Annotated in this window: 20 protein-coding genes; 12 read left to right on the forward strand and 8 right to left on the reverse strand. The window is 71.1% G+C overall.

Annotated features, from left to right (window positions below; all coding sequences use genetic code 11):
* Positions 1-48: 48 nt before the first annotated feature.
* Positions 49-981: a LysR family transcriptional regulator gene (locus ACZ5CZ_RS10715; RefSeq protein ID WP_468941434.1), complete on the forward strand. Its 933-nt coding sequence runs from the start codon at positions 49-51 to the stop codon at positions 979-981.
* Positions 982-1,029: 48 nt separating this feature from the next.
* Here the strand turns inward: ACZ5CZ_RS10715 and ACZ5CZ_RS10720 are convergent, their stop codons facing one another.
* Positions 1,030-1,983: an SDR family NAD(P)-dependent oxidoreductase gene (locus tag ACZ5CZ_RS10720; RefSeq protein WP_468941303.1), complete on the reverse strand. Its 954-nt coding sequence runs from the start codon at positions 1,981-1,983 to the stop codon at positions 1,030-1,032.
* A 270-nt stretch (positions 1,984-2,253) separates the two neighbouring features.
* Between ACZ5CZ_RS10720 and ACZ5CZ_RS10725 the strand changes: the two genes are divergently transcribed.
* Positions 2,254-3,252 carry an asparaginase gene (locus tag ACZ5CZ_RS10725; RefSeq protein ID WP_385842722.1) on the forward strand — a complete coding sequence of 333 codons (999 nt, stop codon included), beginning with the start codon at positions 2,254-2,256 and terminating at the stop codon, positions 3,250-3,252.
* Positions 3,253-3,528: 276 nt separating this feature from the next.
* Positions 3,529-3,903 (forward strand): VOC family protein, encoded by a 375-nt coding sequence (locus ACZ5CZ_RS10730; protein ID WP_385842799.1) that lies wholly within the window; start codon positions 3,529-3,531, stop codon positions 3,901-3,903.
* A gap of 66 nt (positions 3,904-3,969) precedes the next feature.
* On the opposite strand, the gene ACZ5CZ_RS10735 is transcribed toward ACZ5CZ_RS10730, so the two are convergent.
* Positions 3,970-4,647: a TetR family transcriptional regulator gene (locus tag ACZ5CZ_RS10735; RefSeq protein ID WP_468941307.1), complete on the reverse strand. Its 678-nt coding sequence runs from the start codon at positions 4,645-4,647 to the stop codon at positions 3,970-3,972.
* Between the two features lie 204 nt (positions 4,648-4,851).
* Here ACZ5CZ_RS10735 and ACZ5CZ_RS10740 point away from each other — a divergent pair, with 204 nt between their 5' ends.
* Positions 4,852-7,086: an MMPL family transporter gene (locus tag ACZ5CZ_RS10740; RefSeq protein WP_468941310.1), complete on the forward strand. Its 2,235-nt coding sequence runs from the start codon at positions 4,852-4,854 to the stop codon at positions 7,084-7,086.
* Positions 7,087-7,227: 141 nt separating this feature from the next.
* Here ACZ5CZ_RS10740 and ACZ5CZ_RS10745 read toward each other — a convergent pair whose 3' ends face one another.
* Positions 7,228-7,605: a hypothetical protein gene (locus tag ACZ5CZ_RS10745; RefSeq protein WP_385842727.1), complete on the reverse strand. Its 378-nt coding sequence runs from the start codon at positions 7,603-7,605 to the stop codon at positions 7,228-7,230.
* Positions 7,602-9,338, reverse strand: a complete 1,737-nt coding sequence (gene ctaD, locus ACZ5CZ_RS10750; RefSeq protein ID WP_468941313.1) for an aa3-type cytochrome oxidase subunit I — start codon at positions 9,336-9,338, stop codon at positions 7,602-7,604. Before ctaD ends, ACZ5CZ_RS10745 begins: the two co-directional genes overlap by 4 nt.
* Before the next feature lie 295 nt (positions 9,339-9,633).
* On the opposite strand from ctaD, the gene ACZ5CZ_RS10755 reads away from it, so the two are divergent.
* The gene (locus tag ACZ5CZ_RS10755) at positions 9,634-9,942 is read left to right on the forward strand and encodes a hypothetical protein (RefSeq protein ID WP_468941316.1); all 309 of its coding nucleotides are present in this window, start codon (positions 9,634-9,636) and stop codon (positions 9,940-9,942) included.
* Positions 9,943-9,968: 26 nt separating this feature from the next.
* Here the strand turns inward: ACZ5CZ_RS10755 and ACZ5CZ_RS10760 are convergent, their stop codons facing one another.
* Both ACZ5CZ_RS10760 and ACZ5CZ_RS10765 read right to left on the reverse strand, forming a co-directional pair.
* Entirely contained in the window at positions 9,969-11,312 is a 1,344-nt protein-coding gene (locus ACZ5CZ_RS10760) for an alpha/beta hydrolase family protein (protein ID WP_468941318.1), read from the reverse strand.
* Positions 11,313-11,668: 356 nt separating this feature from the next.
* Complete coding sequence (locus ACZ5CZ_RS10765) at positions 11,669-12,118, reverse strand: HIT family protein (protein WP_468941321.1); 450 nt, start codon at positions 12,116-12,118, stop codon at positions 11,669-11,671.
* 96 nt (positions 12,119-12,214) lie between these two features.
* On the opposite strand from ACZ5CZ_RS10765, the gene ACZ5CZ_RS10770 reads away from it, so the two are divergent.
* Both ACZ5CZ_RS10770 and ACZ5CZ_RS10775 read left to right on the forward strand, forming a co-directional pair.
* Positions 12,215-13,222 carry an alpha/beta hydrolase gene (locus ACZ5CZ_RS10770; RefSeq protein WP_468941324.1) on the forward strand — a complete coding sequence of 336 codons (1,008 nt, stop codon included), beginning with the start codon at positions 12,215-12,217 and terminating at the stop codon, positions 13,220-13,222.
* 454 nt (positions 13,223-13,676) lie between these two features.
* Positions 13,677-14,342: an acetate uptake transporter gene (locus ACZ5CZ_RS10775; protein WP_385842735.1), complete on the forward strand. Its 666-nt coding sequence runs from the start codon at positions 13,677-13,679 to the stop codon at positions 14,340-14,342.
* A 95-nt stretch (positions 14,343-14,437) separates the two neighbouring features.
* Here ACZ5CZ_RS10775 and ACZ5CZ_RS10780 read toward each other — a convergent pair whose 3' ends face one another.
* The gene (locus tag ACZ5CZ_RS10780; RefSeq protein WP_385842736.1) at positions 14,438-14,998 is read right to left on the reverse strand and encodes a hypothetical protein; all 561 of its coding nucleotides are present in this window, start codon (positions 14,996-14,998) and stop codon (positions 14,438-14,440) included.
* 318 nt (positions 14,999-15,316) lie between these two features.
* Here ACZ5CZ_RS10780 and ACZ5CZ_RS10785 point away from each other — a divergent pair, with 318 nt between their 5' ends.
* From ACZ5CZ_RS10785 to ACZ5CZ_RS10795, 3 genes are all read left to right on the forward strand, one after another.
* Positions 15,317-16,366: an ABC transporter ATP-binding protein gene (locus ACZ5CZ_RS10785; protein WP_468941329.1), complete on the forward strand. Its 1,050-nt coding sequence runs from the start codon at positions 15,317-15,319 to the stop codon at positions 16,364-16,366.
* Between the two features lie 72 nt (positions 16,367-16,438).
* Positions 16,439-17,806, forward strand: coding sequence for an ABC transporter permease (locus ACZ5CZ_RS10790; RefSeq protein ID WP_468941332.1), 1,368 nt, complete (start codon positions 16,439-16,441; stop codon positions 17,804-17,806).
* A gap of 49 nt (positions 17,807-17,855) precedes the next feature.
* Positions 17,856-20,612 (forward strand): alkaline phosphatase family protein, encoded by a 2,757-nt coding sequence (locus ACZ5CZ_RS10795; RefSeq protein WP_468941335.1) that lies wholly within the window; start codon positions 17,856-17,858, stop codon positions 20,610-20,612.
* 74 nt (positions 20,613-20,686) lie between these two features.
* Here ACZ5CZ_RS10795 and ACZ5CZ_RS10800 read toward each other — a convergent pair whose 3' ends face one another.
* Positions 20,687-21,076, reverse strand: coding sequence for a cupin domain-containing protein (locus ACZ5CZ_RS10800; protein WP_385842740.1), 390 nt, complete (start codon positions 21,074-21,076; stop codon positions 20,687-20,689).
* A 209-nt stretch (positions 21,077-21,285) separates the two neighbouring features.
* Between ACZ5CZ_RS10800 and ACZ5CZ_RS10805 the strand changes: the two genes are divergently transcribed.
* The gene (locus ACZ5CZ_RS10805) at positions 21,286-21,984 is read left to right on the forward strand and encodes a restriction endonuclease (protein ID WP_468941337.1); all 699 of its coding nucleotides are present in this window, start codon (positions 21,286-21,288) and stop codon (positions 21,982-21,984) included.
* A 282-nt stretch (positions 21,985-22,266) separates the two neighbouring features.
* Positions 22,267-23,550: a phosphatase PAP2 family protein gene (locus tag ACZ5CZ_RS10810; protein WP_468941437.1), complete on the forward strand. Its 1,284-nt coding sequence runs from the start codon at positions 22,267-22,269 to the stop codon at positions 23,548-23,550.
* Positions 23,551-23,622 lie beyond the last annotated feature (72 nt).

Consider the following 23,622-nt stretch of genomic DNA (forward strand, 5'->3'; position numbering starts at 1 on the left):
AGCCAATCCTTGCCGTACACGTAAAAACGCAGCTCAGGAGGGGATTTGCTGGATCTGAACCTGCTGCGCGTCCTGGACGCGCTGCTCCAGGAGAACAGCGTGACCCGCGCCGCCGAGCGGCTCGGCACCTCGCCGGCCGCGGTCAGCCGGACACTGGCCCGGCTCCGCCGAGCCGTCGGCGACCCGCTGCTGGTGCGTGCCGGACAGCGACTGGTCCCGACCCCGCGAGCCGCCGAACTCCGCGACGAGGTGAGCGCGTTGCTGCGCGGTTGCGACAACGTCCTGCGGCCCGGCGCCGGTTTCGACGCCGCGCACCTCCAGCGCACCTTCACCGTGCAGGCGTCCGAGCTGCTGCTGGTGGGACTGGCTGCGACCCTGACGGAACGGATCCAGACCGAGGCCCCGCAGGTCGACGTCGTGTTCCTGCCGGAAGCGGTGGAGGGCGGACCGGCCCTGCGGCAGGGCCTGGTCGACGTCGAACTGGGCGTCCTCGACCACCTGGACCCGGAGATCCGGACCCGGCAGCTCATCCGGGCACCGCTGGTCGGAGTGGCCCGCGTCGGGCACCCCCTCTTCACCGGTCGGATCGACGCCCGCCGGTTCGCCGCCGCCGACCACATCGGCATCTCCCGCCTCGGCAAGCGGCTCGGGCCCATCGACAGCGCCCTCGCGAACCTCGGCCTGCGCCGCCGCACCGCCGTCGTCGTCCCCAGCCACACCAGCGCGATGCTGCTCGCCCGGGACACCGACCTCGTCGCCCTCACCCTGGCCGACTGGCTCCCCGGCACCCTCACCGCCCTCGGCCTGCGCACCTTCCCGATCCCGCTCGACCTGGCCCCGCTCGACCTCGGCATGGCCTGGCACCCCCGCAACGCGGCCGATCCGGGCCACCGCTGGTTCCGCGCGCATCTGGCGGCCGCGGTCCTGGAGCTGTCCGAAACGCCCACGCCGCCCGACACCCGGCAGAGCACGATGCCGTAGCGGGGCGGCACTCTGGGAACCAGGCGAGCGTCGGCTCGCCGGCCTGCTCTATCGGTGCAGGACATCGGGGGCGACGCCGGTCAGCTCGCGGCTGGCGTCCCACAGCCGTGCTGCGACGGCGGTGTCGGTGAGATGACTCCACACCGCTTCTCGGCGAGGTGCGCCGCGCAGGCCGAATCGGCGTGGTCCCCACAACTGCCCGCCGAGGACGGCCGGGTCGAGCACCGCCCGGACCGCGGGCCAGGCGCCGGCGTCCTTGCCCTGCACCAGGAGGGCGGCGGGTGCCGCGCGCAACCGTGCCCCCGAACTCCGTACATGGACCGGTGGCCGCGACGGTGTGAGGGAGTCCAGGGCGCCGCCGGGATGGACCACGACGCTGGCCACCGTGCTGCCGAGGGCACGCAGGCGACGGTCGAGTTCGAGCCCGAAGTACATCTGCGCCAGCTTGGACCGCCCGTAGGCGCGCTTGGGCCGGTAGCCCCACAGGGACTGGAGGTCGTCCAGGTCCAGCCGCTCGGACTTCGCGGCGAAACTGCCCACGGTCACGACGCGTGCCGCCGGCGCGGCCGACAGCAGCGGCATCAGCCGGCCGGTCAGCGCGAAGTGCCCGAGATGGTTCGTGCCGAACATGAGCTCATGACCGTCTCCGGTCTCGCGGCGCGGCGGGTCGTCGAGCGCGACGCCGGCGTTGTGGACCACCGCGTCCAGGCGATCCGCCTCCAGGGCTCCCACCGTCGCGCGGAGCGACGAAAGGTCGGCGAGGTCCAGCCGTACGGCCCGTACCCGCGCGCCCGGCACACGCGCGCGGATCGAGGAGACGGCGGCAGCGGCTCTTTCCCGGTCCCGGCTGCCCAGCACGACGGTGGCGCCGGTCGCGGACAGCTGTTCCGCGATGAAGTACCCGATGCCCGCGTTGCCGCCGGTGACCAGAAAGACGCGGCCCTCGGCACGCGGTAGCCGGTGGACATCCCAGGGCGGGGTGGAGAAGGCGGACGACGGCATGGCGGAAGGCTCCCTTGTCCGGAAGGACGAGACGGTCACGGCCGCTCCCGAGGGAACGAGCCGTCGCCCACCGTGCCCGCCGGGGCCGACACATCACCGACAGCCGCGTGCCGAGACCGATATGGCGCCGACACCCGGCGCCGACCCACCCGTCACCGTGTCCCGACCGCCCGCCGGTCTCGTCCGCGGGTGTGACCGGTTGCGGAGCAGACGTCGCGCGCCGCTCCCGGTACCGTGACCGGCCCGACCCCCTTCCGGAAGGTCACGCCGATGCCCCAGTCCGCCGGAGCTTCAGCCACCCATGGGACCGACGCCGGCGACGGCGCGGCCGCGCCTCCGGTCCTCGCCGAAGTCGTCCGGTCCGGGTTCGTGGAGGGCCGGCACCGGGGGAGCCTGGTGCTGCTCGCCGTCGACGGCTCGGTGGAGCTGGCACTCGGCGATGTGACGTCGCCCGTCTTTCCGCGCTCCGCCAACAAGCCGATGCAGGCCGCGGGCGTGCTGCGGGCCGGGCTCGAACTCGCCGGCCCGCGACTGGCCCTGGCCGCCGCCAGCCACTCCGGCGAGCCCTTCCACCGCGACCTGGTCCGCACGATGCTCCAGGAGCACGGGCTGAGCCCGCAGCAACTTCGGTGCCCGCCCGCCCTCCCGCTCGACCAGGAGGAACAGGAGGCCTATCTGGCGGCGGGCGGCCGCCGGGACCCGGTGGCGATGAACTGCTCCGGCAAGCACACCGCCATGCTGGCGGCCGCCGCGCTGCGGAACTGGCCGCTGGACTCCTACCTCGACCCGGACCACCCCGTGCAGCGGCTGATCCGCACGGTGTTGGAGGCGGCGGCCGGCGAGACGGCGGCCGCGGTCGGCACCGACGGCTGCGGAGCGCCGCTGTGGGCGATCAGCCTGACCGGCCTCGCCCGTGCCTACCGTGCCTTCGCGCTGGCCGACCCCGGCACGCCCGAGCGGCGGGTCGCCGACGCGATGCGCGCCCACCCCGAGTACGTGGCCGGCACCCGGCGCCACGACACCTGGCTGATGCGGGAGATACCGGGCGTGCTGTCGAAGGTGGGCGCGGAGGCGGTCCAGGCCCTCGCCCTGCCCGAGGGCCGGGCACTGGCCCTGAAGATCGAGGACGGCGGCGCCCGGGCCCTCGGCCCGGTCGTGTCCCACGCGCTGCGCCGGATCGGCGTCACAGCACCGGTACTGGACCGCGTCGGCCGACTGCCGCTGCTGGGCGGCGGCCGCGAGGTGGGGGAGATCCGGCCGGTGTTCTAGTGCCTCGCAGGCCCTGGTTGCGGGAGCGGGTTCAAGGCCGCGGCCATGAGCCAACGGGCAGCGACCATAGGCCAGTTGCCGGAGTCGTCAAGAACACGTAGGGTCCTCGACGTGAACACCGGACCGGCGCTACGCCACACACGGATCGGCTACCCGGTGGAGGGCTGATCGCACAGTGGGTGCGGAGAAGGCACCCCAGTTCGGCACGCGGACCTCCCAGTGCTTGTGCACCACGAGTCCGTTCTTTTCGTGTCGAACACCAGCGAGGCCATCCTCATGACAGTCACGTTCAACCACACCATCATCGCCGCCAAGGACCGCAACGCTTCGGCTCGCTTCTTCCGCGAGTTGCTGGAGCTCCCTGAAGCGCCGTCCTGGGGCCCGTTCACCAACATCCAGCTCTCCGACGGCGTGCTGCTCCAGTTCGCCGAGCCGCCGGTGGAGATCCAGATGCAGCACTACGCCTTCCTGATCGACGACGAGCTGTTCGACCGGGCCTACCGGCGACTGTGTGACGGCGGCATCGAGCACTGGGCCGACCCGCAGATGCGTCGCCCGGGCGAGACCAACACCGAGCACGGCGGTCGCGGGGTGTACTTCAAGGACCCCGCCGGCCACGCGATCGAGCTGATCACCCGCCCGTACCTGTAACCCGTACCTGGCCGGGCACCTGCACTGCTGTGCCCGGCCAGGTGCCGACCCAGCTCCTGGCGTCACTCATGGCCGCACTCTCGCCGGCCGGTCCGCCGTATCCCCCTGCGCCAGCAGTACCCCGAAGGCTTCTTCCAGCAGCGCGGTGAACTCCTCGAGCGTGCGCGAGCCGGGGCCGCCGCCCTCGGCGTCGCGGGTGTAAAGGATCAGCGCGCTGCGTACGGCGGCGACGCAGGCCCGGGCCACCACCGACGCGCGCAGTGCGCGCGAGCGAGCCGGCTCCTGCGGGTCGTGCGCGGTGAAACGCTCGGCGAGCGCCGTGGCGATGCCGTCCTCGAAGTCCGTCAGGACCCGAGTGGGCCGGCCGTGGCCCCCGAGTGTGCGGGGCGGTGCGCCGACGAAGAGGATGGCGAGACCGCCGTCGAGTCCGGCCGCGGCCGCGAGCAGGCTGTGGTGGACGGCGGTGATCGGCGGCTCGCCGTCCGGCCGGTGGAGGATCTCCCGTTGCACGAGGGGTACGAAGTCCAGGATCTCGGCGAAGACGAGGTCCTCTTTCGAGGGGAAGTAGCGGAAGAACGTGCGCTCGGTGACCCCGGCGGCCGCGGCGATGTCCTTGACCGTCGTCTCGTGGTAGCCGCGCTCGGCGAACATGCGGGTCGCCGTCTGGAGCAGCGTCCTGCGCGTGGCGGCCTTCTTGCGGTCCCGCCGTCCCAGCTCCTTCTCCTGTGTCCCGTGTTCGCTCACGCGCTCATCCTGCCACGGACCGTCTGACCCAAGATCGACGCGACCCGGCAAAGTGTCATCCCTGACAGTTTAGGTATCGTGTCAGTCGTGACACTTTTTCCCGCCGGTCCCTCACCACCCCCGGGCCCGCCTGCTCTGCCCGTCCCCCTCACCCCCGACGTGCCGCTCGCCCGTATCCGCAAGATCCCCAAGGAGCACCCTTCAATGGCATCCCTGCTCTACCGCCTGGGCCGCGGCGCCTTCCGGCACCGCCGGGCAGTGCTGGCCGGCTGGCTTCTGGTGCTGACGGCGGTGGTCACCTGCGTGATCACGTTCGGCGGCCAGACCAACGACGAGTTCACCGTGCCCGGCTCCCCGGCCCAGACCGCGATGGACACCCTCAAACGCGAGCTGCCCTCGGCGGCCGGCACCAGCGCCCAGATCGTGTTCGTCGCCCCGAAGGGCCACCAGATCACCGAGCCCCGGTACGCCGGGGCCGTCAGCGCCACCATGGCGGCGGCGGAGAAGGCCCCGCAGGTCGTCGCCGTCACCGACCCGGTGCAGAACAAGCTGATATCCCCGGACCGTACGACCGCGCTCGGCCAAGTCCGCTACCAGGTCGGCAAGGCCGACCTGCACGACGACAGCCTCAGCGCGCTGGAACAGAGCACCAAGGCGGCGAAGGACGCCGGGCTCACCGTCGAGGTCGGCGGATCCGCCTACGGCAGCAGCAAGAGCACCGGCCACACCAAGGAACTGATCGGCCTGGCCATCGCCGTGGTGGTGCTCACGATCACCTTCGGCTCGCTGTTCGCCGCGGGCATGCCCCTGCTGACCGCGGTCACCGGCGTCGCGATCACCCTGCTGGGCCTGTCCGCACTGACCGGCATCCTCACCATCTCCGCCACCGCACCCTCCCTGGCGTCGATGCTCGGGCTGGCCGTCGGCATCGACTACGCCCTGTTCATCCTGTCCCGCCACCGCTCCCAGCTCGCCACGGGCATGGACACCGAGGAGTCGGCGGCCCGGGCCACCGCCACCGCGGGCAGCGCCGTCGTCTTCGCCGGCCTCACCGTGATCATCGCGCTCTGCGGGCTCGCCGTCGTCCGCATCCCCTTCCTGACCGTGATGGGCCTGGCCGGAGCCGGCGCCGTACTGATCGCGGTGGCCGTGTCGGCCACGCTCCTGCCCGCCCTCATGGGCTTCGCCGGGGAACGGCTGCGGCCGAAGCCCGGCTCTCGCGCCGCCCGCCGCGAACAGGCGGCCCACGCCACCGGGCACAGTGCGCGCCGGTCGATGGGCGAACGCTGGGGCAGGATCGCCGTCCGTCGGCCGCTGCTCACCCTCGCGGGCGTACTGATCGCCCTGCTGACCATCGCCCTGCCCGCCCGTGACCTCCGACTGGCCCTGCCCGACAACGGCTCCGCCCCGGCCGGCAGCGGCCAGCGGCAGGCCTACGACACCGTCTCCGCCGCGTTCGGCCCCGGCTTCAACGGCGCGCTCCTGGTCCTCGCCGACACCTCCCACGCCGACAGCCCGCAGCAGGCCACGGCCACCCTCGTGCGCGACCTCAGGTCCACCGACGGCGTCGCCACGGTGGGCGCCGCGCAGCCCGTCCAGCACGGGGATGCGGCCGTCATCCAGGTGGTGCCGAAGACCGGCCCCGCGGACGACCGGACGAAGCACCTGGTCGAACGCATCCGGGACGAGGCACCGGGCTGGCGGCACCGGACGGGGGCCGAGGTCTCCGTCACCGGTACGACCGCCGTGAACATCGACGTCTCCGACCGGCTCGCGAACTCGCTCCTGCCCTTCACACTGGTGGTCGTAGGCCTGTCCCTGCTGCTGTTGCTGATCGTGTTCCGCTCGGTGATCGTGCCGCTGAAGGCCAGCCTCGGGTTCCTGCTCTCGGTGGCCGCCACCTTCGGCGCCGTCGTCGCCGTCTTCCAGTGGGGCTGGCTCTCCGGCCTCCTCGGCGTCGCCGAGACCGGACCGGTGGTCAGCATCCTGCCCATCCTCGTGATGGCCGTCCTGTTCGGACTCGCCATGGACTACGAGGTGTTCATGGTCAGCCGCATGCGGGAGGCGTACGTCCACGGCGCCGAGCCCCGTGAAGCCGTCCTGGCCGGCTCGCGGCACGCCTCCCGGGTGGTCACCGCCGCCGCGCTGATCATGTTCGCGGTGTTCGCGAGCTTCATCCCCGGCGGCAGCAGCATGCTCAAGCCGATCGCCTTCGCCCTCGCCGTCGGCGTCTTCCTCGATGCCTTCCTGGTCCGCATGACCCTCGTCCCGGCCGTCCTCGCGCTCGTCGGCCGGGCCGGCTGGTGGCTGCCGAAGTGGCTGGACCGGCTGCTGCCCGACCTCGACATCGAGGGCGAGCGACTCGCGACGGTCCCCGCACTCGCGGATACCGTCGTGCCCGTCCCGACGACCGCGGCAAGCGGTGCCGACAGCGCCTGACGAGACAGCAGCGACGCGGCCGGAAACCCGCCCGACCGACCGGCAGGCGCCCTCGGCCGCGTCGCATTCCCCGGAACCACCGATCACCGACCACGGAGCACCGGCCGCACCGACCCGATCCGGCACCGACCCGATCCGAGGTCACCGGCCCAGCAGGCAGGCCCCCGTACCGACCGCGGCCGAGCAGGTGAACAGGAGGCAGGCGCAGGCGGCATGCCGTCTGAACAGGGCGCGCCGCAGCGCGGCATAACGCGCCTCGTACTCGCCCCGCAGCCGCTTCGCCCGGTCGGCCGTGGCCTGGAGTGCCTGCCGGGTCAGGCCCAGGCGCTGCTCGGTGTAGTGCCGGGCGAGGTCCTCGGCCTGCCCGCTCGTGAGCCACGGCAGACGCGCGCACAGCATCTCGGCCTCCCGCAGCGCCTGCTCCCGCTCCGCCTGCAAGAGGAGGTAACCCTCGACCTCATTGGCGAGTGCCCCGCCCTGCCGGTCCAGCGGGGCACCGCGACCACTCGACCGGGTCAAGGCCGACCGCTTTCGCGCCCCGGCTCCACGCCGCCCTGCGCACCTGCACCGCCCGCGTACTCCAACTCGGCGAACTCCGGGTGATGGAGATCGAACGCCGGGGACTCACTGCGGATCCGCGGCAGGGTGACGAAGTTGTGCCGCGGCGGCGGGCACGAGGTCGCCCACTCGAGCGAACGGCCGTAGCCCCACGGGTCGTCCACCCCGACCGGCGTGCCGTACTTGGCCGTCTTCCACACGTTGTAGAGGAACGGCAGCATCGACAAACCGAGCAGGAAAGCGCTGATCGTGGAGATGGTGTTCAGCGTGGTGAAGCCGTCGGAGGCGAGATAGTCGGCGTACCGGCGCGGCATGCCCTCGGCGCCCAGCCAGTGCTGGACCAGGAAGGTGCCGTGGAAGCCGACGAACAGCGTCCAGAAGGTGATCTTGCCGAGGCGCTCGTCCAGCATCTTGCCGGTGAACTTCGGCCACCAGAAGTGGAAGCCGGAGAACATCGCGAAGACGACCGTACCGAACACCACGTAGTGGAAGTGGGCCACCACGAAGTACGAGTCGGACACGTGGAAGTCCATCGGCGGCGAGGCCAGGATGACACCCGTCAGCCCGCCGAAGAGGAAGGTGACGAGGAAGCCGGCGGCCCAGAGCATCGGCGTCTCGAAGGACAGCGAGCCCTTCCACATCGTGCCGATCCAGTTGAAGAACTTCACACCGGTGGGCACGGCGATGAGGAACGTCATGAAAGCGAAGAACGGAAGAAGTACGCCGCCGGTGACGTACATGTGGTGGGCCCACACCGTCACGGACAGACCGGAGATGGCGATCGTCGCGGCGATCAGACCCATGTACCCGAACATCGGCTTACGGGAGAAGACCGGGATGACCTCGGAGACGATGCCGAAGAACGGCAGCGCGATGATGTACACCTCCGGATGGCCGAAGAACCAGAAGAGGTGTTGCCACAGCAGGGAACCTCCATTGACCGGGTCGAAGACGTGCGCGCCGAACTTCCGGTCGGCTTCCAGGGCGAAGAGCGCGGCCGCGAGGACCGGGAAGGCGAGCAGGACCAGCACACCGGTCAGCAGCACGTTCCAGCAGAAGATCGGCATCCGGAACATGGTCATGCCCGGGGCACGCATGCAGATGATCGTGGTGATGAAGTTGACCGAGCCGAGGATGGTGCCGAAACCCGAGAACGCCAGCCCCATGATGGCCATGTCGGCCCCGCTGCCCGGCGTGCGCACCACGCTCGACAGGGGCGTGTACATGAACCAGCCGAAGTCCGGAGCACCGTCCGGGGTGAGGAGGCTGGCCACGGCAATGAGTGAGCCGAACAGGTACAGCCAGTAGGCGAACATGTTCAGCCGCGGGAACGCCACGTCCGGCGCGCCGATCTGAAGCGGCATGATCCAGTTCGTGAAGCCGGCGAACAGCGGCGTCGCGAACATCAGCAGCATGATCAGGCCGTGCAGCGTGAACGCCTGGTTGAACTGCTCGTTCGACACGATTTGCAGGCCCGGCCGGGCCAGCTCGGAGCGCATGATCAGCGCCAGCACGCCACCGATCAGGAAGAACGCGAACGACGTCACCAGATACAGGGTGCCGATCGTCTTGTGGTCCGTGGTCGTCAGCCACTTCACCAGGACATTGCCCGGCTGCTTGCGCCGGACCGGCACCTCGTTCTCGTACGAGTCCTCGGCCGCCGCGGCACCGTCGGGTTCGTTGAGGATGCTCACAAGTGGGGTCTCCCGATGCTCACGGTTCGTATCGCTGTCGGCCGCCATCCTTGCGGCTGGCCCTCCTGCGCCGCTGCCAGGAACGCCCTGCATACGGCCGATCGCCTGACGGGGCGCCCCGAACGGAGCAACCCCGGCATGTCGCCTGGCCAGGTCCGACGACCGCGCAGGAGTACGGCGCGTTTCCTCGGGTAGGCGCCCGTACCCGTTGCTCCGGACGCTCGGGCTGTGACAGGACCACCCGCCGGCATCCGTCACGGAGCGTTACGGAGTGAAGGAAAGGAAGGAGAAGGCCATGAGGAAACTGACACGCATCACAGGCGCGGCCGGCGCTTCCGTTGCCCTGCTCGGAGGTACTCTCCTCGCCACCGGTCCCGCGGCGGCGGCCCAGCCGCTGTCCGCCGCCCACGGCCCCGCTCGCGCCACGACCGACCTCAGCAGCCACGCCTGCGGCCCGAACCGTGGCCTTCCCCGGCGGATGGATCCGTGGGTCGCGGGGCAGCTCGCGCAGTTCGACCCGGCGGCCAGGCGGCGGCTGGCGATCTACGACCCTTGGGTGAAGGACCAGCTGGAGCAGGCACGCTGCGGGTTTTCCGCCCGGTAGGACAGCCGGCCCTCACGCTGTGGCGATCAGTCCACGAACAGCATGGCCGGGTACCTCGCCGACGGTCTCTCCAGCAACCGCCCGCTGTGGCCGCGCAACCAGTGGTCGAAGTAGGCCGCCACATAGGCTTCATCGGTGCGCAGCGCGGTGGCCGGAGCGATGGTGCCGAGGTCGGCGGTCCGCACCTTCGGCGGTAGGTGGAGCTGCGGCAGAAGCGCTTCCGCGTCGGTGAAGGAGGCATGCTCGGAGCCGCGCAGGGTCAGCTGGCGGGTCCAGCCCCGGGCGTGGGCGCGGAAGGCCTGCCAGCCAGGACCCGTGTCGGTTGCGCCATCCTTGCCCAGGAGCAGGAACGGTCTGTCGAGGCCGTGCTCGGCGACCGGCATGAGCGAGCCGTCCACGTACGTCAGATTGCCGTCCATGTCGATCCCGGCGGTGATCCTTCTGTCGGCGTCCATCGCCAGCGCGGCGGTGGTGCCGCCCATCGAGTGGCCGAACATACCCACCTCGGAAAGGTCCAGGGCTCCGGTCAGGCCGTCCGGCAGGCGCTGTCCGTCCGCGTCGGGGTTCCGGCCGCTGTTCAGCAGCCGGAGCTGGTCCAGGACGAAGCTGGTGTCGCTGACCCGGACGGCCAGCGATGCGCGGACGTACGAGTCGGGATCGGAGGGCTGCACCATGGTGGCGAGCGAGCCGTCCGGGAACTGGACCTCGGGCGACTCGTAGGTGTTGTCGACGGTCACGACCGCGTAGCCGCGGCTGGCCAGATCAGTCACCAGGGCGGTGCCCCAGGTACGCGGTTCGCCGAGCCCCGGCGAATAGATCACCACCGGCAGCCGCCCCCGGAGCCCGGCGGCCACCGGAGCACCCAGAACGGCGTGGGTGACGGCGCCGGCCCAGTCGATCCGGCCGGCCGGAATCTGCAATCCGAGGTAGTCGTTCATGGTGACGCGGTCGAAATGCGCTGCCGCGGCAGGCAGCATGTACGGCGCCGGCGGCCGACCGGCAGTGCGGGTCGCCGGGTAGTACACGCTGGCCATGAGTTCTCGGTGGGGCTTCCCCTGCCCCCATGGATCGGGACGCGAAGTGTCCACCAGGTGCAGGGACACCTCCCCGACACGGTAGGGGCCGGTCGGCGTCGGAAGCGCGAGAGGGTCGGCGGATGACGGGGCTGTGGCGGGACGGTCCGCGGATGGCGGGGCGGCGGAGGGCGCGCGGGGCGCGTCGGCCGCAGCCGCCGGGAGCGCGGTGGTGAGCGCGCAGAGCGCGGCGACGGCGGAGGCGGCGAGCGCGCGTACAGCGGCGAACCTACGCCGCCCGCATGGTCGTACATCGGTCATGCACCAAGCGTGACGGCCCGCTGCCTCTCCGTACATCAGGGACGGCCCCGATCTTGCCGTCCGGGACCCCTAAGGGCTGCACAGCGGGGCGGCGCTACGCGGCATGGCAGACCGCGGTGCTCGTAGCAGTCCCGGGTCGTGGCGCTGCTCCTCGGGCCGGGCACGGGCGTGGTCCTGTCCGACTGCGCGGCCGGAGCCATCGACGTGGTGGGACTCGCCGAAGGCCGGCGCAGGACACGGTTGAGAGCGATGGCGTCCCTGGTCGTCGCCACGGCGTGCACCATGCCGATCGGCACAGTTCTGCGGAGTGATGGTCAATAGGTTCTCCATCGCCGCCAACGGTGTTCCACGGACCTGAGCGGACGGGAAACTCCGAAGACCGCGGCGAAGCCTCAGGAGTGCGCCGCCAGTGCGCGGCGCAGTGCGGCGGCACGCGCCACCCGTACATCACGGGGCGTCTCCCGCAAGGCGGGATCGGGCAGCCGGAACGCGTCGTCAGCGAACCGGGGAACCACATGGACATGCACGTGGTGGAACACCTGCCCTGGAATATGGTTGTTCTGCATGACGGTGCTTCCGACAGCCCCGAAGGCGTCCTTCACCGCGCGGGTCACCCGTGCCGCGACGTCGAAGACCTCGTGCAGCAGAGCAGCAGGCAGTCCGTGCAGGTCCGTCGCGTGAGACACCGGCAGGACAAGAGCGTGCCCGGGGTTGTTGCGCCGCTGCTTCAGCGCGGGGACGACGAAGACGCTTTCCGAGCGGTACGCGACCAGGTCCTCGTCGGCCTCGCCGCCCCCGATCCGGCAGAACACACAGTCCGTCACGGCGACTTCCTCCGGCATCAGGTCAGGCTTCCGCGCCCCGCTGGAGCCGAGCTTGTCAGGACGGCGCCCTGGACGCATCCCGGTTTCCCGGTCGGCCGTGATTGGCTGCCTCGCATGAGAACCGGACGAGCGTTGCCCGCAGGAGAGGCGCCCGCACCACCCTTCGATCCCGAACTGAGCCGCGCCCTGCGCGTGTTGCCCGCCGCCGCGAGTGAGCCGGTCACTCCGGAGAACCTCGCGGCCCGGCAGGAGCAGGACGCCGCGGCGCGGCCGAGGCCGACGGTCGGGGAACTGCGGGCCGGTGGCCGCTTCGAGGTGGAGGAGGTGTGTGTGCCGGGTGTCGCCGATGGGCCGGAGGTCACCCTGGTGAGCGCGCGGCCTGCGGGGATCGCAGGTCCCCTGCCGGTGCTGTACTACATGCACGGCGGCGGCATGATCACGGGCAACGCCTGGTCCGTGCTCCCGCGACTGCTGCGCGAGTGGTCTCTCCCCCTGCACCTCGCCGTCGTCTCGGTCGAGTACGCGCTTGCACCGCGGGCCCGCTACCCGCGTCCCGTGGAGGAGTGCCACGCCGGACTGCTCTGGGTGGCCGAGCACGCCCCCGCACTCGGTATCGACCCCGACCGCGTCATCCTCGGAGGGAAGAGCGCCGGTGGCGGGCTGGCCGCCGCCCTCGCCCTGCTCACCCGTGACCGGGGCGGACCCGCGCCGATCGGGCAACTGCTGATGTGCCCGATGCTCGACGACCGCAACGACACGTTCTCCAGCCACCAGATGGCAGGCCTCGACCTCTGGGACCGCACCTCCAACGCCACGGCGTGGCAGGCACACCTGGGCGACCGCTACGGCGCCGCGGACCTGCCGGCCTATGCGGCCCCCGCCCGTGCCACGGACCTCTCCGGACTGCCGCCGGCCTACATCGACGTCGGGTCCGCCGAGACGTTCCGGGACGAGGGCGTGGCCTACGCGCAGGCGCTCTGGCGGGCCGGGGGAGACGCCGAACTGCACGTATGGCCCGGGGCCTGCCACGGCTTCGACACCTTCGCCCCCGAGGCGGCACTCAGCCAGGACGCCCGCGAGGCCCGGTCCCGCTGGCTCCGGCGCATCCTCGCACGCCGGTGACGGGGGCAACCAGCAGGCAGACAGGGCGAGTTGACGACGCCCGCCCACCTTACGGCCGTGGCCGAAACCAAGACCGAACCACTCGGAGTCCGGAGACATCACAGGGCCGTGGCGGCAGCGCCGGCCCTGGTCCCGGGCGGCAGCGGCCACGGCGTGCTGTTCCACACCTGCGACGGCGATGAGCTGCGGGTCGTCCGCCAGCGCACCGATCCCGACGGCGTGAGCGCCGGTGCCCCGCCAGTGGGCCGAGGCTTCGCGGGCACGCTGATTCCCCGCCGCGGGCCAGGGCGTCCCGGACAGGGCTAATGAATGCGACAAATGGGTACATTCCGTAAAGACAAGAGCGGGCGGCCCTCCCGTGTCGCCGGCCCGCCCGAGCAGCCCGGCCAGGGCATATGCGCGGGCTCGGCGAGCGTCGCCGTCCGGTCGTGCTCTGCTGAAAGGGATGCCGGTCATGAACGAAGACACCAGGAGCTTCGAGCCGGACCAGCCGGCCGGGCAGATGCCGCATCCGGCGAGCTGGGCCGATCCGGCCCCGCTGGGCCTGGCCGGCTTCGCGCTGACCACGCTGCTGCTGTCGATCATCAACACCGACCTGCTGAAGGAGGCCGGCGCCATCGTGCCCGTACTGGGCCTGGCGGTGTTCTACGGCGGCCTCGCCCAGTTCATCGCCGGACTGTTCGAGTTCCGGCGCGGCAACACCTTCGGGGCGACGGCCTTCGTCTCCTACGGGGCCTTCTGGCTGTCGTACTGGTGGATCGCCCCCCGCCTGCCGTTCGCCGGTGACACGCACAACGCCCTCGGACTGTTCCTCCTCGGCTGGGCCATCTTCACCGCCTTCATGGCCGTCGCCGCGCTCCGCGTGAGCACCGCCGTGCTCGCGGTGCTCGTCCTGCTGGCCCTCACCTTCCTCTTCCTCGCCATCGGGGCCTTCGAGACCGGCCGCCAGCCACACGCCATGACGCAGGTCGGCGGCTGGTTCGGTATCGCCACCGGACTCGTCGCCTGGTACACGGCGGCGGCGACCGTCATCAACGAGACCCACGGCCGGTCGCTGCTGCCGGTGGGCACCCGCCGCCCCGTCGCCAACCCGCCGGTACGAGGCGAGCGCCCCGCCTGACCCACCACCGCCCGTACGGAGCCGAGGCCCGCGCCTGAACCTAGGGGGCTGACAACTTCGTAGCCGAGGAACCCGTCCGGGCCGCACCAGTCCCCTTACGGGGCCGGGGGTGGCGGATCCTGCTCGGTGCGGGGGACCGGGTGGTAGGCGCCGAAGAGGGGGAGCCGGTGCACCGGAGGCGGCTCCCCGGGCAGCCCCAGCCGCTCCCACGCCAGATGGACGGTCGCCCGGAGCACCCGATGCGCCCGTACGAGCAGCAGAACGGCGAGCGGAATCTCGAACAGCACGGCCGAGGCGACCGCTCCCCACACATCGGGGCTGCCCCAGGACAGTGAGATGTCGAACCAGGCATCGCACACCAGCAGCGTGGCCGCGACCACGGCGCACGGGATCAGCAGCTGGCGCCCCAGCCAGACAGCGACACCCGCCGCGACGAGCGAGAGCAGCAGGAGCACGTCGAAGCCCACCCACGCCGCCGGCCAGTACCGGGCCCGGTACTGGCCGGGCAGGGAGAACCCGAGGTAGACCGTCCACGGCACCAGGACGATCACACACAGGGCGATGAAGCGCAGCGCCCGCCGGCGGCGGAGCCACAGCTCCGCGGCGCTGGGTACGGCCCGCAGCCGGCGCCGGGGTATGTCCGCTCTCTTCTCCATGGCCACTCCCGTCCCGCACCCCCTCGATCAGCATATGCGGGCCACCCCTCATCACCGCAGGCCGGAGGCCTGACCCCGGCTTGATCGGAGAGATGCCCCGACCGACGCCGGCCGGCACGCCCAACACGCCCGGCGTAGGCCGGACGGCACCCCGACGTCTCCCCGCAGTCACCCTGAAATCCCCCTGAAACAACGGCATTTCGGCTAACGACAGGGCGGGTTCCGGTCGCCTTCCGTTCCGTCAGCGTTCAATCACTTGCCCCTGCCTGTGTTGTGTGTTGTCCCTAGGGTCCTTGAGGTTTCCGAAAGAAGGAGCTCATGGACCCACTCCTCGCAATCCGGGCCCGCGGGATCACCAAGTGTTTCGGCGATGTCGTCGCGCTCGACGCGGTCGATCTGGATGTGGCGCAGGGGCAGATCCACGGCCTGGCCGGCCCGAACGGCGCGGGCAAGACGACACTGCTGGGCCTGCTGCTCGGCCTGGCCGTCGCCGACAGCGGCCGCATGGAGATCCTGGGCACCCCGGTCGGAAGGGCCTTCGCCGCGCCCGCCGGCGTCGCCGGGTTCGTGGACGGGCCGGGCCTGTACCCGTCGCTCACCGCCCGGCAGAACCTCGCCGCGCTCGCCGCACTCCGCGGTCAGGACGCACGGACGGCGGGCATCGACGACGTACTCGACCAGGTCGGGCTCACCGATGTCGCCGACGACCGGACGCGGGGCTTCTCCCTGGGCATGCGCCAGCGGCTCGGCCTGGCCGCCGCCCTGCTCACCAGGCCCCGGCTGCTGATCCTCGACGAACCCTCCAACGGGCTGGACCCGGCCGGCAAGAAACACGTCCACGGCGTCCTGACCCGGCTCGCGGCGCAGGGCACGAGCGTCGTCCTGTCGAGCCATCGCATGGACGACCTCGAGGCTCTGTGCTCGGAGGTCACCATCCTCGCCACCGGACAGGTCGTGTTCTCCGGACCGCTCGGCAAACTGGCCGCGGAGAACCGAGCACTCGACTACCGGCTGGTCACCTCCGACCCGCACGCCGCGCGGCAAGTGGCCGCAGACACACCGGGGATCAGGACCGTCACGGAGGCCGGGGCACACCGCGACACCGGGGCGCTCGTCGTCCGTGCGCTGGTACCCGCCCTGGACGAACTGGTCGTACGACTCGTCAACGCGGGCATCGCACTGCGCGAGCTCGCCCCTCTCGTGTCCCCGCTCGAAGCCGCCTTCCTGGCCCTCACCGAGCAGCGGGACACCGGCGCCGGGCAGCCACAGAGCCCGACGACCGGCAGCGAGCCGCACCAGGGAACGCGTGGAGCCGACAAGCACCGGCAGCCGGCGGCCGGCAACGAGCAGCGGGGGAGCACCCGATGACCGCGACCGGCAACGAGCAGCGGGGGAGCACCCGATGACCGCGACCGGCGACGAGCAGCAGGAGACCGCCCGATGACCGCGACCGCAGTCGCCGGCTCCCAGGCCGCCCTCACACACCGCGTCTCCATCGCCCGCGCCTACCGCTTCGAACTGGTCAAACTCGTCTCGCACTGGCGGATCCGGCTGCTCGTCCTCGCCTGCTGGATCGCCCCCGCCGTGTTCGTCGCCGCGGTGAGCCGGCAGAGCACGCTGCCCACGGACACCCTCTTCGGCCGCTGGATGCACGCCACAGGATGGGCCGGCCCCCTGGTGACGCTCGGCTTCGCCGGCACCTGGGCGCTGCCCCTCCTCACCTCCGTCGTCGCCGGCGACGTCTTCGCCGCCGAGGACCGGCTCGGCACCTGGCGCCATCTGCTCGTCGCCGTCCGCTCGCCGCGCCGGATCTTCGTGGCCAAGGCACTCGCCAGCTTCACCGTCATCCTGCTGCTCGTGGCAGGCCTGGCCGCTTCCAGCACGGCAGGCGGGCTGCTCGCGGTCGGCAACCAGCCACTGGTCGGCCTCGACGGCCACCTCGTCGCCCCCGCGGACGCCGCCGTCGGCGTCCTGCTCGCCTGGACCGGCGCGCTCGCCCCGACCCTGGCCCTCGCCGCGATCGGCCTGCTCGGATCCGTCGTCCTCGGCCGGTCCCCGATGGGACTGCTGCTGCCCGCCCTGCTCGCGCTGGCCATGCAGCTCGCCCAGATGCTGCCCCTCCCCGTAGCCGTACGGCTCGCCCTGCCCGGGTACGCCTTCATCGCCTGGAACGGCCTGTTCACCAGCCCGGCACAGCTCGGGCCGCTCCTGGTCGGCGTGGCGGTCGCTCTGGTGTGGGCCGTGACCGCGACCGCGCTGGCGTATCTGCTGTTCCTGCGGCGCGACTTCACCAACCTCACCGACGACGGCTCGGCGCGCCGCGCGGTCACCGCGGCGGCCCTGCCGCTCGTCGCCCTGGTCGCCGTGACGGTCGCGGCCGTCGCGGCACTCACCCCCGCGACGACCACGGGCACCGGCATCGGTCAGAACACGGTCCAGCGCTCGCTCGCCACGGAGTTCGGCCATCTCTACCGGATGCAGACCAGGCAGCTCAACCGCCCCGACGTGCCGGAAGCGCAGCTGAAGGCCGCGGCGGCCTGCACCAAGGGCGGAGTCGCCGACGCCGTGCAGGGGCCGGGCAACGACTGGCGCTGTGTCGTCTCCTGGCATCTGCCCGGCGTCCAGGCCACCGGAACGGCCGTCTACCAGCTCGACATCACCGCGGACGGGCGATACGTCGCCGACGGCGACGGACCGAAGGAAGTCAACGGCTACTTCCTGGTGCGCACCCCGACCGGAGACGCACCCAACCCGCTCTGGCAGTTCGACGGCAACGTCGACCTCCTTCCCGGCACGCCCAACGGATGACGAAGGGATGAGATGGGATGAGCACGAGGGATGACGAAAGGATGACCCCATGCAGGTGACACGCCGCCGCAGACGTGTCGAGAGAACCGGTGCGCGCCTCCTCGGCAGACGCGCGGGCCGCCGCATACCCCTCACCACGGCAGCCGTCACCGCGGTGGCCGTCCTCGCCGCCGGCACCGCTTTCGCCCAGACCCGCCAGTTCGGCACCGACCAGGTAGGCCAGGACACCGACCGGGGCCAGGTCATCTCCAGCGACCAGTACATCGACCCGTACGGCGACCGCCTCGTCGTGAACAACGGCAAGATCATGTCCTCGGCGGTCAGCCCGGACGGCACCCACCTCGCGGCCTCGGTCGCCGACGGCGGCATGGCGCTGGCCGTCGTGAACCTGGACGACTGGAAGGTGCAGCAGCTCGTCGGCACCTCCGCCACCGCGGACCTGCGCATCGGCAGCAACAGCGTCGGCCAGGAAGGCCCCACGTACTCACCCGACGGCACCCAGCTCTGGCTCGGCCAGACCGACGGCTACACCAAGTTCACCGTCAACCCCGACGGCAGCGTCGGCAACCCGGTGTCCGTCCGCATCCCCGCCGACGGCCCCCGGCACGCGCTCGTGGGCGCCGCCGTGTTCTCCTCCGACGGCTCCACCGTCTACTCCGCGGTCAACGGGCAGAACCGGGTGGTCGCCATCGACGCGGCGACCGGCGCGATCAAGCAGAGCTGGTCCGTGGGCAACGCCCCGCGCGACCTGGTCCAGGCCGGCTCCAAGCTCTACGTCAGCAACGAGGGCGGCCGCCCCGCCCAGCCCGGCGACACCACGATCAACTCCTACAACACCCCGGTGCCCGCCGACCCGGTGACCGCCGCCACCACCACCGGCACGGTCAGCGTCATCGACCTGGCCCACCCCGACGCCGCCGCCACCAGCATCGACGTCGGCCTGCACCCCACCGCCCTGTACGCCAAGGGCAGGTCGCTGTTCGTCACCGACACGGCGAGCAACGACGTCTCGGTCATCGACACCGCCCGCGACAAGGTCGTACAGACCATCGCCACCCAGCCGTGGCCGGAGGCGTCGGTCGGCTACGAACCCGACGCGGTGACCCTCACCGACGACGGCCGTCTGCTGGTGACACTCGGACGCGCCAACGCTGTCGCCGTCTACCGGTACACCAGCCCGCAGGAACCGGTCAGCTACGTCGGCCTGCTCCCCACGGACTACTTCCCCGCCGAGATCGCCACCGTCGGCGACCAGGTGGTGGTCTCCAACACCCGCGGTATCGACGCCCGCCGCCCCACCACCAGCGCCGGCCACAACACGCACGACACGACGTCCAGCGTGCAGCGGTTCACCCTGCCGAGCGACCGCACGATCCGCTCGGAGACGGCCAAGGTCTTCCGGCAGAACGGCTGGAGCCCGGGCTCGGTCACCCACACCGACAACAGCAGCCACGCGCGAGCGGTGCCCGTCCCGACCCGCCTCGGCGACCCCTCGACCATCAAGCACGTGTTCCTGATCGTCAAGGAGAACCGCACCTACGACCAGGTCTTCGGCGACATCCCCGAGGGCGACGGCGACCCGTCGCTGGCCGAGTTCGGTGAGAACGTCACCCCCAACCAGCACGCGCTGGCCCGGCAGTTCGGCCTGTACGACAACACGTACGACATCGGCACCAACTCCGCCGAGGGCCACAACTGGCTGATGCAGGCCGACAACCCGGAGTACACCGAGTCCTCGGCCGGCGAGTACCAGCGCAGCTACGACACCGAGGACGACGCCCTCGGCCACCAGCGCACCGGGTTCCTGTGGACCGGGGCACAGGCGGCGGGCAGGTCCGTACGGGACTTCGGCGAGTTCCAGCAGTTCCTGACCAAGCCGGCCGGTTCCAGCTGGCAGAACCTGTACTGCGACAGCAAGAACATGGAGGCGACCGGGCAGGACACCGCCTACCCCCTGGTCTCCTCCTCGCCGATCCCGTCCCTCAACGACGTCTCCGTGCACGGCTTCGCGAAGTTCGACACCAGCGTCCCGGACGTGTACCGCTACCAGATCTGGAAGCGCGACTTCGAGCAGAACGGCCCGGCGGACCTCAACATGTTCTGGCTGTCCAGCGACCACACCGGTGGACCGGCCGGCCCCGCCGCCCAGGTCGCCGACAACGACCTCGCCACCGGCAGGATCGTGGACGAGATCTCGCACAGCCCCTACTGGAAGGACTCGGCGATCTTCGTCGTCGAGGACGACGCCCAGGCCGGGCTCGACCACGTCGACGGCCACCGCGCCCCCATCCAGATCATCAGCCCCTGGGCCCGGCACGGCACCGTCGACAGCCACTACTACACCCAGATCACCCTGATCCGGACCATCGAGCAGATCCTCGGGATCGACCCGATGAACCAGAAGGACAGCGCGGCCACCCCGATGCGCGCGGCCTTCACCCGGCACCCGGACTACACGCCGTTCACCGCGCTGCCCAACCGGACCTCGCTGACCGACGGCCTGAAGACCCCGCCGCCCTGCGGCGTGGACACCCCCGCCCCCCAGGACCCCAAGGCGGCCGTCGTACCGCCGTCGAAGGTGCCGGCCGGCAAGCGGCAACTCGCCGCCCAGTGGGACACCTGGAAGTCCAAGCAACGCCTGACCGGACCCAACGCCGTCCCCGACTACGCCAACCCCGCCCAGATGAACCACTACACCTGGTACGAGACGCACAACTGGACCAAGCCGTACCCCGGTGAGAACAAGATCTACGCCCCGGACGACGTCCCGGGCGCCTACCTCCCCTCCCCGGAGTCCGACGGCTGACCCCGACGGGTCCCGCCCCGAGGGCCTCCTGTCCGGCGACCACCGCCGCCAGGGGGCCCTGCGGCGTTTTCCGGTCAGACGGAGCGTCGCGCCCGGTCCACCCCGGACACCGCGTAGCCGGGCACGGAGGGCCAGCGGACGGTCAGTACGACCGACTCCTCCTCGGCGAACCAGGAGTGATCGACACCGCGGCCCCATACGACGTAGTCGCCCTGGCGGCGCAGGAGGACACTGCGGTCGGGCAGCTCGACCCGGAAGCGCCCGCTGATCAGGACCAGCAGCGCCGTGCGCTCTTCCCCCTTGACCCACTGGGCCCGTTCGTCGCCGCGCGGATGGACACCCCACTTGATCTCCACGGCCTCACTGTGCCGGGGATCGCCGGTGTCCTTGAAGTGCCCCAGAATCCATCCCCGGTCCGCGGCCCCGTCCGCACCCGCGTTGCCCGTGTACACACTGTCCTTCACACGACGGGACGCTAACAGCCCGCGCAGCCCCCGCCGTCGCCTCCGCCCCGCCGCACGGTATTCGGCCAGCTCCGAACACTTCATGCCATTCGCCTGCATTTCACCTCCGGCTGCGTGGGGCCCCGGCTAGACATGAACCCCCTCCTGGGCCGGCTCACGACCGGCATCAGTCCAGGCGGGACGAGGAAACCCGGCGCGAAGGAGCAGCGATGACCAGGCGTCCGCCGGCCCGGCGGCGTACCCGGAGGCCGAGCAAACGACAGCAGCGGAAGAACGACCAGCTGACCGGCCTCCTCCTGGCCGCCGCGCTGGCCATCGCTCTGACGGTGACGGTGATCACCTGGCTGCTCGCCCACTGGTGGCTCCTGCTCCTCGCCGGCACGCTCGCAGCGCTGGCCGGCGTCGGGCGCCTCTACCGCAAGCAGCAGAACGCCCGCTGGGAAGCCGTCCGCGCGCAGGGTCTGCGGTACGCGCTGTCCCAGCTGGATGCCCTGCACCACACCCGGTTCGAGGACGCGGTCCGGGACCTCATGCGCCGCGACGGCTGCCAGGATGCGATCAGGGTCGGCGGCCGCGGGGACCTGGGCGCGGACGTGAAGGCCACCGACCCTTACGGGCGGCGCTGGGTGATCCAGTGCAAGCACCGCCGCAACGGCCTGTCCGGCTCCCCGGTGGGGACACCGGACCTCCAGGTCCTCAACGGCACGGCCCGACAGGTCCACGGCGCCGACGTCGCCGTCATCGTGACGAACGGCCGGGTGACCGCACCGGCCGTGGCCTTCGCCGGCCAGCAGTGCCTCCATGTGGTCGACCGCCACACCCTCGGAGCGTGGGCGTCCGGCTCGCGCCCCCTGTGGGAGCACCTGCGCGCCGTCCCGCCCCCGCGCCGGCCGACCGCTCTCTCCTGAGCAGGCCCTCCGGCCGGAAGCCGGAAGCCGGAGCCGGAGCCCGCACGGCTTGTGCCGGTATCCGCCTGTCTCTGCCGACGGCGCCGGGGCTAGCATGATCGGGCTCATGGCGGGCGTCCTTGCCGTCGGTCTTCCACCGGGAAACCGGTCGGCCCGGTATCGGCAGGGATATCTCGTCCAGTGTCTGACGTATCGGCCGGGTCATTGATTTCTAGGGTGTTGTGAGTGTCTTCGCGAATAGGCCGCGGGGTTGAGGCCGAGGGTTGGCGTCGGCCGCAGGCGGTGTTGTGGGCTGCGGCGGGCGTGCTGGTCCTCGGATTCCTCGTGGTGCTGGAGGTCGCCGCGGATCGATATGGAATCCCCGGGCCGCTCTCGAACCAGGCGCGGGAGGTGATATTTCCGCCTAAATCCGGCTTTCTTCTGTACGCGAGTCTGGCACTGACCATGGTCGTGCTCACCTGGCGGCAACGGCTCGTCTCGCTGGGTGCGGCGGTCGGCATCGACGTGCTGATCGCGCTGGTACGGCTGGCGCTGGGCATCAAGGTGACCGACGGTCATCCGTTCGGCAACGGCGCACTGTGGGTGGTGCTGGCCTGGGCGGTGATCGCGATCACCCGCCGCTCCGGCCCGGAACGCGTCCTGCTCCTGAAAGGCGTCGGACTGGGCCTGCTGCTGGTGGCCGGCCGAAAGACCGGCGACACCTGGCTGCTGATCACCTCGAAAACCCGCCCGGAAGTCCTGGACCCTTATGTGGCGATGGCCGACCACGCGCTCGGCAACCCCTCATGGGTGATGGGCCGGATCGTGGCGGCGACCGGCCCGATCGGCACCCATCTCCTGAACTACGTCTACATCCAGCTCGCGGTGGCCGCGGTCGCGGTAGCGGCCTACCAACTGCGCGATGTGGCCGTCGAGCGCCGCTTCCCACGCCACCATCTGGTCCGTACGTTCCTCGCCATCGGCCTGATCGGACCGGCCGTCTACATGGTCTTCCCGGTGGTGGGTCCGGTGTTCGCGTACGGTCCGAGCGGCGGGCACTGGGCAGCGGCGGACGTGTGGCCGAATGTGCCGCCACCGGTCGGGGCCCCGCACGCCATCCTTTTCGACGGGATCACACCGCGCAACTGCATGCCCAGCCTGCACACGGCATGGGCCACCACCATCTTCATCCACTCCCGGAAAGGCCCGCGATTCCTCCGGTACGCGGGCACCTTCTGGCTGGTCGCCACCCTCGCCGCGACGCTCGGCTTCGGTTACCACTACGGCGCGGACCTGCTGGCCGGCGCGGTGTTCGCCCTCACGGTCGAGACAGCGCTGCGGTCGTCCGCGCAAGGGTGGGACCGGTCGGGAATCCAGCTGGTCGTCCACGGCGTGACGGTCTTCGCCGTGCTCCTGCTGTCGTACCGCTACCTGCCTCTCCACATGGCCCAGCAGCCCTGGCTGTTCGGCCCCCTGCTGCTCCTCGCCACGGCCTCGGTCATCTACGCCTACGTGCGCACTACGGGCCACTGGGAGACGAAGGTCCTCCCGGTACCCCGCCCCGAACCGCAGCCCGAACCCGTCTGAAGCCATGGCCTTCTCCGCACTTCATGTCCGCCCGGCACCTGATGAAGGAGATGCAGCATGTCCCAGACCGTC

The sequence above is a fragment of the Streptomyces sp. NPDC031418 genome (genome assembly GCF_055581605.1).

Bases quoted from the DNA above. Each gene is read 5' to 3' on its own strand.
- ACZ5CZ_RS10720 (WP_468941303.1), bottom strand. From the start codon at position 1,983: ATGCCGTCGTCCGCCTTCTCCACCCCGCCCTGGGATGTCCACCGGCTA.
- ACZ5CZ_RS10725 (WP_385842722.1), top strand. From the start codon at position 2,254: ATGCCCCAGTCCGCCGGAGCTTCAGCCACCCATGGGACCGACGCCGGC.
- ACZ5CZ_RS10730 (WP_385842799.1), top strand. From the start codon at position 3,529: ATGACAGTCACGTTCAACCACACCATCATCGCCGCCAAGGACCGCAAC.
- ACZ5CZ_RS10740 (WP_468941310.1), top strand. From the start codon at position 4,852: ATGGCATCCCTGCTCTACCGCCTGGGCCGCGGCGCCTTCCGGCACCGC.
- ACZ5CZ_RS10755 (WP_468941316.1), top strand. From the start codon at position 9,634: ATGAGGAAACTGACACGCATCACAGGCGCGGCCGGCGCTTCCGTTGCC.
- ACZ5CZ_RS10760 (WP_468941318.1), bottom strand. From the start codon at position 11,312: ATGTACGGAGAGGCAGCGGGCCGTCACGCTTGGTGCATGACCGATGTA.
- ACZ5CZ_RS10765 (WP_468941321.1), bottom strand. From the start codon at position 12,118: ATGCCGGAGGAAGTCGCCGTGACGGACTGTGTGTTCTGCCGGATCGGG.
- ACZ5CZ_RS10770 (WP_468941324.1), top strand. From the start codon at position 12,215: ATGAGAACCGGACGAGCGTTGCCCGCAGGAGAGGCGCCCGCACCACCC.
- ACZ5CZ_RS10775 (WP_385842735.1), top strand. From the start codon at position 13,677: ATGAACGAAGACACCAGGAGCTTCGAGCCGGACCAGCCGGCCGGGCAG.
- ACZ5CZ_RS10780 (WP_385842736.1), bottom strand. From the start codon at position 14,998: ATGGAGAAGAGAGCGGACATACCCCGGCGCCGGCTGCGGGCCGTACCC.
- ACZ5CZ_RS10785 (WP_468941329.1), top strand. From the start codon at position 15,317: ATGGACCCACTCCTCGCAATCCGGGCCCGCGGGATCACCAAGTGTTTC.
- ACZ5CZ_RS10790 (WP_468941332.1), top strand. From the start codon at position 16,439: ATGACCGCGACCGCAGTCGCCGGCTCCCAGGCCGCCCTCACACACCGC.
- ACZ5CZ_RS10795 (WP_468941335.1), top strand. From the start codon at position 17,856: ATGCAGGTGACACGCCGCCGCAGACGTGTCGAGAGAACCGGTGCGCGC.
- ACZ5CZ_RS10805 (WP_468941337.1), top strand. From the start codon at position 21,286: ATGACCAGGCGTCCGCCGGCCCGGCGGCGTACCCGGAGGCCGAGCAAA.